Consider the following 11,894-nt stretch of genomic DNA (forward strand, 5'->3'; position numbering starts at 1 on the left):
CCTAATAACTAGTCTGATAATCGAAGATTTCATTCTAGTTATTAATACGTTAATTTCCGGCTAGTTTAACTATGAAACCTTTCTTTTCTAAATAAGCTTTAATTTTGTCTCGAGCATCACCCTGGATTTCTATTTCACCATCTTTTACTGAGCCACCACACCCACAACTTTTCTTGATTTCTGCCGCGAATAGCTTTAGTGCAGTATCATCTAAATCCAAGCCGGTCACGATACTCACGCCTTTCCCTTTTCGCCCTTTTGTTTGACGATGGATTCTAACCACTCCATCTCCTTTAGGGCGTTCTATAACTTCAGGCTCAGCTTTGATACGGCCTAAATCCGTAGAATATACAAGTGTCATAAATCATTTACTTCTTTAATTGTTCTGCTTTCTGTTTTGCAAGCAAATAAGCTTCGATATGTTTTTGAATAGCCACTTTTGAACCTTTGATTAAGCGACCATTGAAAAAGCAATACCACCCATTGAGCTCACCTGTATCATTCTTCAGTGTAAAGCCGCCAAATTGCTCTTGTTTACCATTTGGAGCCTCTCTCTTCTTACCTACCGCACTGAACTCTCTAGGATCAATGATAGAGGCAGTATCACACCACCAGTCTATGCTTTTTTTAACTGCCGCAAGGTTACCAGTCAAAACATGGTTTTTGATCTTAACTTGCCATATATCTGTAGAGTTAGGCGCAGATGTAAGGGTAAATCCTCGATACGTCGCTATAGCCATATGTTATTGGTCTTTTTAATTATAGGTTAGTTAAATAATAATTGTATCTTCACCGTTATCAAGTATATTTATCGATAAACCATATTGTTATAGTGCATCAAGATGAAAAAAAACATCCCTCTCATCACAGATCCTATGATTTTAAAACAAAAGGTTACTGAATTTTCCGACACAGTTTGCTTTGAACAATTTCAACATTTGACACATTGGCAATATTCGAAGAACTCCGCTTTGGCCATGACTAAAGATTGGAATCATTTTGTTACATTTTGCAAAATAAGATGTGTTACTCCTCTTCCTGGCTCAACAACAGCTGTTAGGCAATTTATCGAAACGGAAGCTCGAGTGAGAAAATACGCGACTATCAGGCGTTACATAGTCACCATTGGTATCATCCATCACCTACTTTCGATGAAAGACCCCACGCAAAACCGACGCACTCAACTTTCTTTGTTTCGTCTTAAAGGAGAGAAAGGTGATGATGCTAAGCAAGCGACACCGTTAACGAAAAAACATTTATTAGCACTAGATATACAACTTATTCATTCACCTCACAAAAAGGATATCCGCGATCTTGCAATCTATTATGTGATGTTTGAGTGTGCTTTGAAACGAAGTGAGCTTAAAAAACTAAGTACAGGACAAGTCTTAACTGTGGATGGGCAAACGAAGATCATCGTGGGAAATGTCGATTATTATCTTTCTGAATCGGCCTCTCTTGCACTTAAAAAGTGGCTACAATTACTCAATAAAGAGTCGAAAATTGTGTTTTGTTCAATCGATCGCCATGGCAATATTTCAAATAGATCTTTAAATGATGCATCTATTTTCCGTATCTTACGTCATGCAGGGCAACGTTTAGGCATATTTGAATTGAGGTTTTCAGGCCAATCAACCCGTGTTGGTGCGGCTCAAGAACTGGCGAAACAAGGTTATAAAACTCAAGATATTCAGCAATTTGGACGATGGTTAAGCCCTGCAATGCCAGCTCAATACATTGGTAAGCTCGACATTGCAGAAAGTGAACAGATGAAATTTAAGGTCATTAAACCTTTTGATTAAGTGACGTTGTCACGCAGTTGGCTAGAAATTCATGAAACCTATGCCCATTATGCTCTAACATTTTAGGAAACATTGAAATGGGAGTCATGCCTGGGAAGGTGTTAACTTCATTAAGATAAATGTTTCCCTCTGGGGTTAAAAAGAAATCAATACGTGCAAGGTGCCTAAGCTTCATGTGGGTAAAAACCCTAGCAGCACAATCACTTATCATTTCTAATTGATCTCTGGTTAAATTCTGAGCTTGTACTTCAGTCATCGAATGGCTAGTCGCACTGTATTTTTCTTCATAAGTATAAAATGCGTCTTCTGGTGCGATGATCTCACCCGGCTTAGAAAGATATAAAACACCATCAAGCTGATAAGCGGCAACTTCTAATTCCCTAGGTTTCACTGCTTTTTCAACCAGAACTTGTTCCGAGTAGCTAAAAGCCGCATCGATTGCGCTATTGAGCTGGGAAGCCTCGGTGACTTTGTAACAACCAACAGATGAGCCTTGTCTCGCCGCTTTAATAAACACACTTCCCCATTTTTCCAGAGCCTGCTTACACTCTTGATGCGCTTGTGCATTATTTTCTGAAAGAAAAAGATAAGGTGTATTAGGAATACCCAGCGCATCGTACCAAAGCTTAGATGTAATTTTATTAAAGCTGTTAGCACTGGCTTCTGGACCACAACCTAAATATGGGATGCCAGCCAGCTCGAGCATCGATTGAATGTCGCCCGTTTCCCCTGGATAACCATGAATGCAAGGAACCACAAAATCGATATTGACGGCAACACCATTGGTATTCAACGTTGCAGCATTCGTGTCTAAGAAGCTCAGATCGCCCTTTTCACTGTACCAACCATCGGGTCGCATTTCGACGCGAATAACTTGAAAACCTTCTGTTTTTTCAAGTTGTGCTTGTAAATAGTTGGCTGACACAAGTGAAACTTCATGTTCTGACGAACCGCCACCACATAATAATAGGATTGTTGTTTGAGTCATTAAAATCTGTCCATGCTGCTGACGAATAAACTATAAAGCATGATAATCAATTCAGTGTGAAGTTACACGGTTTTAGCTAAGGAAAACCTTTTTACTGTTGTAACAGGCTAAGTTATAAGCAATAAAGGGGCATAAGCCCCTTTGATCATTTATTCGCGATAAAATCCAGAATCAGTTCAACTTATTGAGTGTCGGAAATTCCGAATTTTTGATGGTATCAATACTTTTGGCAAAAGGTTTCATTGCTTGAAACTCGGTTGGCAGTGTTTTAATTGCTTCAACAGCATCGGCACGAGTTGCGTAGTCACCATAAAGTACGGTGTACCACTTGGTTCCATTCACTACTTTATAATTTTCCCAAATAGGTTGGCCGTCAGAATTGGGCAGTTTACTGGCAAACTGATCAACTTTATTCTGTGATCCAACAGCAACGACCTGAATGGTGTAGCCAAAACGCGGATTCATTGCCGTCTGTTTAGCTGTCGGTGGAATGAGCGCTACTGCGGCTTTGCTTTGAGGGCTCATCTTAACGACTTTTTTCTCTGTATCGTTAGGAGACATCTTCACCACATTCGTTTCGACATTGCTCTCAGAAATTCCAGTAGCCATGCCTTCTTGAGCGACTACTGGTTGCTGAACCGGAGCAACTTTGTACTCTTCACGATGGCTTTCAGAGGTGACATCGGTAATGTATGTATCAGATGCACAGGCAGCCAGAAGCACTGATAAACCGACAATTGTGATTTTTTTCATGAATTGTTCAACGCCTTAAGTAGAAATTACTATAAATCATGCCGATAGCGACGCTCAGAATCAAGCTCGCTTTGTGATTATATACCTTTGTACTGTGATTTATGGCACAAAGTCGCAGTTGTCTCACGACGTAATGATCACAATCAAACCAATATAGTGAACAAGGATAGCATTTGTTCGCTAAGCTAACGGTAATTCGTGAGTGAAAGGTTCATCAACATGAACAATTTAAATCCATTCCTGAAACCAAAATCGATCGCGGTTGTTGGTGCATCAGTACGCTCGCTTCGTGCTGGCAATATTGTGATGAAGAACCTACTTCAAGGAGGCTTCGATGGTGCGATTATGCCTGTCACGCCTTATTATCCATCCGTCTGTGGCGTATTGGCCTACAAAAGTATCGAATCTCTGCCTATCGTCCCTGATATTGCGATTTTATGCACGCACGCAACACGCAACGTCACCTTATTTAAGCAATTGGCAGATAAAGGCATCAGCTCCGTCATCGTACTTTCATCTGATATGTATACTGAAGATGCTCAAGGAGTCGAAATCCAAGCCCAATGTTCTAGCATTGCAAAATCGGCAGGAATGCGCATTTTGGGCCCCAATAGCTTAGGGCTGATCCTACCTTGGTTAAATTTCAACGCTTCGTTTTCTCCTGTCACAGCCTTAAAAGGTAACATTGCCTTTATTTCACAATCTGCAGCGGTTTGTACCACGATTTTAGATTGGGCAAATGACAAAGAGATCGGATTTTCAGCATTTATTTCTCTTGGTAATGCCAGCGACATCGATTTCTCTGACTTGCTTGATTGCCTGAGCACGGATAGACACACCCAAGCCATTTTGCTTTATGTTGATACGATTAAGGATGCTCGCCGTTTTATGTCGGCAGCGCGTGCCGCGTCACGTAACCGGCGAATCTTAGTATTAAAAGGAGGAAGAACGCTTGCTGGACGTAAAGCGGCGCAAGCACATACTGGTGGAGACAATACACTCGACATTATTTATGACTCCGCAATTCAACGCACGGGTATGTTACGGGTGAATAATACCCATGAACTCTTTGCCGCTGTTGAAACACTCACTCACTCCGTTCCATTACGAGGTGAACGTCTTGCTATTATTACCAATGGTGGCGGGCCAGCTATTATGGCCGTCGATACCTTGTTAGATCGAGGCGGAAAGCTTGCCGATCTTGAAGAGTCTACTTATCAAAAACTAAATCAGTGCCTGCCTAAAAGTTGGTCTCACAGTAATCCGGTCGATATGGTGGGTGATGCGGATCATACTCGCTACGTTAATACACTAAATGTGCTGCTAGATAGTGATAAAACCGATGCCATTCTCATTATGCACAGCCCATCTGCGATTGCGCAGTCTGAACAAACCGCTCAAGCGGTGGTCGACGCCATTAAAGCACACCCTCGCCATAAACGTTTTAACATCCTAACCAATTGGTCAGGAGAACTTACCGCGCGCCCGGCTAGACAAATATTTACCCAAGCGGGCATCCCAACCTATCGAACGCCAGAAAGTGCAGTTGTGGCATTCATGCACTTAGTCGAGTACCGTCGAAATCAAAAACAACTAATGGAAACGCCGACAACCGCAGAACCCGTCCATGTATCAGAAATACACAGCGCGCAGCAATGGATAGCGGAGCAACTGGATATACACCCTACCCGCCACCTTGATACACACCAAATAGGCAAGCTATTTAAATGTTTTAATTTTAACGTATTACCAACTTGGATAGCTTCTGATGCCAGTGAAGCGGTACATATTGCCGAGCAAATTGGTTACCCAGTCGTGGTGAAATTGCGTTCGCCCGATATTACGCATAAATCAGATGTGCAAGGCGTGATGCTCAATCTACGCAACCGCCACGAAGTGGCAAGCGCAGCGCAAGCGATATTGGATCGCACGCAGATCTCGTATCCTTCCGCTAATATTCATGGGTTATTGGTTCAGGCAATGGCAAAGCTCGCTGGCGGCGAAGAGCTCAGGATCAAAGTGATTACTGATACAACCTTTGGCCCGGTCATTTTACTGGGACAAGGTGGTTCAGAATGGGATGAATCAATCGATGCCGCCGCCGCACTCCCCCCACTGAATATGACGCTCGCTCGTTATCTGATTGTCAGAGCAATACGCAGCGGGAAAATTCGGCTGCAAAAACTACCAGAGCCAATGAATATTGATGGGTTATCTGAGTTTTTAGTTCGTATCTCGCAGATGATTATTGAATGTCCACAAATAGATGAATTAGATATTCACCCGGTTTTAGCCAATGGCAATCAATTCACCATATTGGATGCCAACTTAGTCCTAAAAGATTACCAAGGCGACGGACAAAGTAGATTAGCTATCCGCCCCTATCCAAGTGAGTTTGAAGAAAATGTGATCCTAAAGGACAACTCGGCCATTACCTTACGCCCAATCTTGCCCGAAGATGAGCCGCATCATGCAGAGTTTATCCGTAACGTATCAAAAGAAGATTTGTACAAACGCTTTTTTTCGGATGTCGGCGAGTTTAACCATGAAGCCTTAGCCAATTTTACTCAAATTGACTATGACCGAGAGATGGCTTTTGTCGCAGTGGATCATACTAATGATCAAGAGAGTATTATTGGCGTTTCACGGGCACTCATTAACCCTGAGAATAGCGATGCTGAGTTCGCCATCTTGATCCGTTCTGATTTAAAAGGAAAAGGTTTGGGTAAAATCTTGCTGCAAAAAATCATCGACTATTGTCGCTTGAAAGGAACCTTACAAATTTCCGGCATGACCATGCCAACCAACCGAGGCATGTTGACGCTAGCGCAAAAATTAGGTTTTGAGATTGAAGTGCATTTCGAAGATGGGACGGCAGATATGGTTTTGATCTTAAATAAACCAGAATAAAGCCGTAGCGATCAGATTTGATCACTGCGATCCGCCCAAAATTTTAACTTAGCACCCAGTTTTTCTTGAGGTATTGCACACACCACGACTTTGCTTCGCCCATTTTATTACGCCGCCATGCCATAATGATCTGCATCGATTTTTCTTCAGATCCGCTAATTGCTTTCAGTTTACCTGCGGCGATCAACGGTTCTGCTATCTGTTTCGGTAATGTGCCAATACCTAGCCCTTCCACTAACGCGGCACATTTTGCGCTGAAATTAGTTACCGTCAGACGCGGTTGTTTTTGCAAAATATTCACGCTCATTGCAGGCTGGTCACGCGCGGTATCGGCAATCGCAATCACTCGATACTTTTGCCTTGCTTCTTCATCAAATGCACCGCTTCGTTTGTGCACGTAATGCGAGCTGGCCGCTACCCAAACCATTGACATAGTTCCTATGGTTTCTGCTTTTACATCTTGTGGTAACGTATCGATACGTGGGCAAATCAGCAAATCGGCTCGATCGGTTGAAAGTGACTCCCAACACCCCGCTAAAATTTCTTCTTGAAGACGGATTCGTGTTTTACTGACATTACCTAACGCTTCAACCATTGGGAAAAAATTATGAATAGGGATAATACCGTCAAATGCGACCGTCAAATCCAGTTCCCAACCATTCGCTAACAAGGTTGCGTCATTCACCAATTTTTCTGTCGCCGATAAAATGGCTCTACCCCGCTCAAGAATGAGCAAGCCGGCTTCAGTAAACGTCGCTTTATGCCCTGAACGGTCAAAAATAGTGATATCTAAATCTTGTTCCAATTTTTGGATCTGATAACTCAGCGATGATGGTGCACGGCTTAGCTCATTTGCCGCCGCAGCAAAGCTGCCTCGTCTATCAATCGCATCTAAAATATGAAGCGCTTCTAAGGTAATTGGACTTTGCAAAATGGACATCCTTTGGTGAAATTGCAGTGAATATGCAATAGCGAGTATGCCTTATTTATCATCGCTATGGTATCTCTGACGGGATGGAAAATAGACAAGGGGGACTGGTTTGGAACCAAAAATCGTAGAAATAACAAAGCCAGTTTAATACTGGCTTTGAGACACATTCATTTAAAAAGGGGTAGAAAAGTTATCAATGAGTGAGTCTATTTCTTATTTTCTGACATCTCTTTCTTAACCATGACCGCTGCAGCCACGATAAAAACGATGATTAATCCAAGCTCCATGTAAAACCTCGATAAGTGTGTAAAATTAAAGGCTAAAATATAAACAACGCGATTCTAGCAGACTGGAAAAATATAGACAGCTTTTAACGTATTGCTAACGTTTTTAGCGACTCAGTTCAAAAAGAGCGTGAATACAGAAAAATGGTAATTTTCATCACATCCGTAACTCTAGATTGTTATATTCTCTTCCTACTTGAAGCTACAGCGGTGTTTAACAACGCACCGCCGAACTCAAAAACCCACTGTAAACACTTGCACTAAAGCCGCCACGCGTTGGCAGTCCCTCTTGAATGCTTGAATGTGTATATGTGTTTCAGATGCCACAACCCATTTTTATTTCGACCGACCTAATTGACCGTTCTGAACTAGATGTTACGTGCAATGGCCACTAGCTCGTCTCGGCAAATTTGCAACCAATATTTGAGAGTCTCTTGCAGCATTCTTACCTGATCACCGATACGGTTGACTTCTTTCAGCTCCTCGTCGGTGAGAGGTCGAGAAGGTAAATTCTCTGATAATGCAGTGAAGTAGTCTACCTGCATTCCATTAGAAGAATGGAAATTCATACCAAAACCAGTAACTGGATTCTCACTAGGATCGAAGTAATAGTTCCACATAGCAAGATCCTCGTTAATGTATTCAATGGTATTTTTACCGTACTTTTCGTTTATAAAGGTATCAATATCAGACAGGCTACCAGTAAGAAACATATTATATTCGTCGCTGGAGATTTCCACAGATGAATCAGTCAGCACACTAGAGAGTAATGCCATGCGCATAATTGGAGAGACATCGCCTATGCCATTAGTCCAGTTAGAATACCATTCACTAGCAGTACCCCAATTATCCTGAAATTGCGTTACTAAAGCCCCAGGGCAACCAGAATTATTTTTCATAGAATCAGTAATTGTATAAGCAAAACTGTCCTTGGGTGCGTGGTCATGAATTTTGTTAAAAAGTCCAGGAAGGTCAGCAACAAATTCATTTTGATCATAGTTTTCATGAGAACCATGCATCCCTGAACCACCACACTCCATAAAACGTTGAAGGGCATCTTTTTCATCCGCTGTTAAATTGTAATCGTCAATGTGGATCAATACATCCATAAGCACTAGTTGAAAAGCGTCTTCTAACGCATACCCTGTTAATGGTGATGTTTTTGATATGTCTTCCCACATCGCTTCCATGGAATCTACAAATACACCTAAGCCCATAGCTTGCTGCTGTATCGCTTCAAGTCGAGCACTGCATGCTTCGATACCAGCCGCTAGTGTCAATGCAATAGCATCCTCAGGATTACTACCCACCATAGACTGGACAACTTGTTTTTGATGAGCCGCTACCATAGCCAGTACTTCAGAATCTGCTGATTGCTCATCGACTGATGCAATGGCAGGATCGATTTTTTCAAGGTCTTTTTGGGCTTTCTTAATCGTTGCAAGGTAAGCCTCGACGTTTTGGGGACCCACTTGAGGAGCGTTTTGCTCAATGCCACTGAGTTGAGCATTAGTTATGTTATTGGTTATCATTCCGAGATTCCTAGACTAGATTTCATTCAGTTAACGATATAACCACCAATAAAAGCAGACAATAGACAACTCATAATCCCAGAAAAATCCTACATAAAATATAAATCATGGAACTAAATTATCAACCTACGATCTGATCAGTTAAGTTCACTCAAATACTTAGGCCAATTGCCAAGTTTCGCTACAAAACCTGTTAAACAGAACATCGCTGAAAGCACCAAAACTCGAGAATATACGCTACCCACTTGCTCGTTGCTGAGCATTTGGATGATATCCCGGCGAAGTCTGGTAGAACACAGGCCTTCGGTACTTAGGTGCAAAAACCACATGATATTTACAATTCCATCGCGTATGCGCTAAGCTCTCTTCGTCCCGATTGGGACCCCCTTTCAATTCTTAATTAACTCTTGCAGTTGCCAGACCACAAGACGTTTTTATCAAATTGAAAGGGGTTATATAACTGGCTTATAGCCGTAAGCTTTACGGAACCCCCAGCCTAGGTGGAGGTTTTCTCGATACAAAAAAGCGTCCACTAATGAGTGAACGCTCTTATGCAATGGAAATAGTTAGGTTGAGAATTAATTCGTTTTATCTGCAGATTTTTCTGCTCTAATTTGGGATGCAACGATTTTTATGGCTTCTGCGGTACTGATACCTTGAGCCATTAGTTGTTGAATTTTTTCAACAGCTGCTTGCTGTTCTTGGTGAGATAAAGTAGGAATATCATCAAACATTTAAAAAGGCTCCGGTTGATTAGGAGCCTGACTATAAAGATCGAGTTAATAACTAGCAAGGAAATTTATGTAAGCTCCCATCGCATTATCGTTTGTATAGCTAGCTCCAATGTCCAGTTGGAAGAGATTGAGAGGTGAGATCCCTACCCCTGCTGTGATTGTTCCATCAACATTATCGTATGCTAAGTTCTTCTTATATCCTGCTCTTAATTTTAACTGACGCATGATATCGATTTCACCACCTACTCGAATCATCTGTGTATTGTCATTAAAATTAGTGTAGCGCTCTTCTTCATTAAGATCATAATCCATGCTTAATGTGGCATAGTCTGCAACAATACCTACGCCTACTGTATAAAGTGGCCTCATTTGGTATGCGTAGCCAATATTGATGTCTCGTGTTTTACCGAATTGGCTCTTAAGACTCTTAGTGTAAGATTGAGTTTGAATGTCTCTCTTGACTAAATTGGTTGCGGAAAATCCAACTCTTAAAGGCCCATAAAACCACAATGCGCCGGCATCAAGGTTGAACATGGTTTCACCTTGGCCATTATCTCGTGCATCTTTGATATCGTAATCGGTTACGCTTGCTGAATATACATAGGTGTAGATGCGTTGAAGTTTAGGTGTTACACCAAAGGCAATATGTTGGCCTAAAAATGTTTGGTACTTGGCTAGCGAGAAACCCACTTCTGTTACTCCAACGGAAACAGCGTTCACTGCGCTGAGCTCTGCGTTTTCGACAGTTTGTAGCTCAGGAGTTAATGACGCAGTATTTTCGCCGCTGTAAATATCAGGAGTGACAAACGTTTCGGTATAGGCTTTGGCGAATAAATTAGCCGCTATAAATTGGTTAGGAATGGCAAAGGCGACAACACCGCCAATTTCGGCTTTTAGTTTATCATTTTGTAAATTATCTAAACTTTTCTGCAGCTGTTCAGTATTTGTGTAATCTTTTTTTTCTATGAAGTTTGAAATGCTGTCTAAATCATCGACCATGTGGTCTTCATCATTATAAGAAATCCCGAAACTGGGAACGATCATACCTACGTCATCGTTACGACGATAAATAGCCACAAGTGCAGGGTTATAAAATGGAGCAGTGAGAAAGTTCGCCGATACAACCCCTACACCACCCATCGCATCCCCTCGCGCCTCTATTGCATAATTGGCTGCGAAGCTGAAAGATGGTGTAAGTACGACTGCAAGTGGGAGTATTTTAATGAAATTTTTCATAATGTTATAAACGTGTCGTTTCCTTTATGTCTATAACGGCATATTGTCTATTATCTTTAATTATTCATCTACTGAAACATCGTAGGTTTTACTGATTACTTGAGATTGCTCAATGATAATCGGCCCTTGCCAACGTTGTTGAGTCATTGATACCGCTAGTACATAACGGTCTGCAGCTAAATTAGTGATTTCAAGTTCATTAGGATACTCAGACTCGTAGCGTTGACTCCATATTTCAGAGTATTTTCCATCGATGTAATCATACAGCGATACATTGAGTTCAGGTAAAGGACAATATGGATTGAGTAGCGCTTTTTTTTCAATTTGCCATTGATCTTTCGAAGCCCAGCGTACAATTTGCTTTGCTTTGGGTTCACCAAGCACAATCCATGCGCTCCAAGATTGCTGATCTTTGGCTGTTATATCAAGACGGTATAAACCCATTGTAATTTTACTATTGAGATTATAACGCTTTAAGTAATGTGTCTTTCCAGTGACGCTGTCACTCGAAGTGGTCGTTAATAAACTATCGGTTGATAAACTTTTATCGACCCACTGCGCCAGCCTAATATCAGCAAGTGGTTTTTCAGCGTCCACTTCTATATCAACATGAAATGCATCTCTTCCTGGGCTCTGGATCTCTTGCCTATTAATGGTGATTGATTTAAGCCATTCGGGGAGTGGTTTTTTGTCTAAACTTTTACCGCAATCAACGGTTAATGAT

General features: G+C 41.6%; 11 protein-coding genes and 1 pseudogene. 2 read left to right on the plus strand and 10 right to left on the minus strand.

The features are described 5' to 3' along the window. Positions 1–49 precede the first annotated feature (49 nt). Complete coding sequence (yciH, locus tag B9J87_RS15175) at positions 50–361, minus strand: stress response translation initiation inhibitor YciH (protein WP_017045562.1); 312 nt, start codon at positions 359–361, stop codon at positions 50–52. A 7-nt stretch (positions 362–368) separates the two neighbouring features. After that, a complete protein-coding gene (locus B9J87_RS15180) occupies positions 369–740 on the minus strand; it encodes a DUF3319 domain-containing protein (RefSeq protein ID WP_013867787.1) in 372 nt (123 codons plus the stop codon). 102 nt (positions 741–842) lie between these two features. On the opposite strand from B9J87_RS15180, the gene B9J87_RS15185 reads away from it, so the two are divergent. Next, the gene (locus tag B9J87_RS15185) at positions 843–1,802 is read left to right on the plus strand and encodes a tyrosine-type recombinase/integrase (RefSeq protein ID WP_094151561.1); all 960 of its coding nucleotides are present in this window, start codon (positions 843–845) and stop codon (positions 1,800–1,802) included. On the opposite strand, the gene B9J87_RS15190 is transcribed toward B9J87_RS15185, so the two are convergent. Beyond that, positions 1,786–2,790, minus strand: coding sequence for a D-alanine--D-alanine ligase (locus B9J87_RS15190; RefSeq protein WP_094151563.1), 1,005 nt, complete (start codon positions 2,788–2,790; stop codon positions 1,786–1,788). The genes B9J87_RS15185 and B9J87_RS15190 overlap by 17 nt on opposite strands. Positions 2,791–2,961: 171 nt before the next feature. Continuing rightward, on the minus strand, positions 2,962–3,543 hold the full coding sequence (locus B9J87_RS15195) for an SPOR domain-containing protein (protein WP_013867790.1): 582 nt from the start codon (positions 3,541–3,543) through the stop codon (positions 2,962–2,964). A 219-nt stretch (positions 3,544–3,762) separates the two neighbouring features. Between B9J87_RS15195 and B9J87_RS15200 the strand changes: the two genes are divergently transcribed. Continuing rightward, entirely contained in the window at positions 3,763–6,453 is a 2,691-nt protein-coding gene (locus B9J87_RS15200; RefSeq protein WP_094151565.1) for a bifunctional acetate--CoA ligase family protein/GNAT family N-acetyltransferase, read from the plus strand. A gap of 43 nt (positions 6,454–6,496) precedes the next feature. On the opposite strand, the gene B9J87_RS15205 is transcribed toward B9J87_RS15200, so the two are convergent. The 6 genes and pseudogenes from B9J87_RS15205 to B9J87_RS15230 form a co-directional block, all read right to left on the minus strand. Then, positions 6,497–7,384: a LysR family transcriptional regulator gene (locus B9J87_RS15205; protein ID WP_069212146.1), complete on the minus strand. Its 888-nt coding sequence runs from the start codon at positions 7,382–7,384 to the stop codon at positions 6,497–6,499. Positions 7,385–8,036: 652 nt separating this feature from the next. Beyond that, a complete protein-coding gene (locus B9J87_RS15210; RefSeq protein ID WP_094151567.1) occupies positions 8,037–9,200 on the minus strand; it encodes a hypothetical protein in 1,164 nt (387 codons plus the stop codon). A gap of 288 nt (positions 9,201–9,488) precedes the next feature. Beyond that, a pseudogene (locus tag B9J87_RS15215) lies at positions 9,489–9,593 on the minus strand (hypothetical protein); the annotation flags it as partial. Between the two features lie 185 nt (positions 9,594–9,778). Beyond that, a complete protein-coding gene (locus B9J87_RS15220) occupies positions 9,779–9,934 on the minus strand; it encodes a YoaH family protein (RefSeq protein WP_094151569.1) in 156 nt (51 codons plus the stop codon). A gap of 45 nt (positions 9,935–9,979) precedes the next feature. Beyond that, positions 9,980–11,170, minus strand: coding sequence for a conjugal transfer protein TraF (locus B9J87_RS15225; RefSeq protein ID WP_094151571.1), 1,191 nt, complete (start codon positions 11,168–11,170; stop codon positions 9,980–9,982). A 60-nt stretch (positions 11,171–11,230) separates the two neighbouring features. Then, positions 11,231–11,894: DUF2861 family protein (locus B9J87_RS15230; RefSeq protein WP_094151573.1), on the minus strand; the 664-nt coding region annotated here is incomplete at its 5' end.

The organism is Vibrio sp. V19_P1S1T109 (genome assembly GCF_002241375.1).
Taxonomy (GTDB): Bacteria; Pseudomonadota; Gammaproteobacteria; order Enterobacterales; family Vibrionaceae; genus Vibrio; species Vibrio anguillarum.

What these genes read in the sequence shown, in the direction of transcription:
- yciH (WP_017045562.1), bottom strand. Translation starts at nt 361, where the DNA reads ATGACACTTGTATATTCTACGGATTTAGGCCGTATCAAAGCTGAGCCT.
- B9J87_RS15180 (WP_013867787.1), bottom strand. Translation starts at nt 740, where the DNA reads ATGGCTATAGCGACGTATCGAGGATTTACCCTTACATCTGCGCCTAAC.
- B9J87_RS15185 (WP_094151561.1), top strand. Translation starts at nt 843, where the DNA reads ATGAAAAAAAACATCCCTCTCATCACAGATCCTATGATTTTAAAACAA.
- B9J87_RS15190 (WP_094151563.1), bottom strand. Translation starts at nt 2,790, where the DNA reads ATGACTCAAACAACAATCCTATTATTATGTGGTGGCGGTTCGTCAGAA.
- B9J87_RS15195 (WP_013867790.1), bottom strand. Translation starts at nt 3,543, where the DNA reads ATGAAAAAAATCACAATTGTCGGTTTATCAGTGCTTCTGGCTGCCTGT.
- B9J87_RS15200 (WP_094151565.1), top strand. Translation starts at nt 3,763, where the DNA reads ATGAACAATTTAAATCCATTCCTGAAACCAAAATCGATCGCGGTTGTT.
- B9J87_RS15210 (WP_094151567.1), bottom strand. Translation starts at nt 9,200, where the DNA reads ATGATAACCAATAACATAACTAATGCTCAACTCAGTGGCATTGAGCAA.
- B9J87_RS15220 (WP_094151569.1), bottom strand. Translation starts at nt 9,934, where the DNA reads ATGTTTGATGATATTCCTACTTTATCTCACCAAGAACAGCAAGCAGCT.
- B9J87_RS15225 (WP_094151571.1), bottom strand. Translation starts at nt 11,170, where the DNA reads ATGAAAAATTTCATTAAAATACTCCCACTTGCAGTCGTACTTACACCA.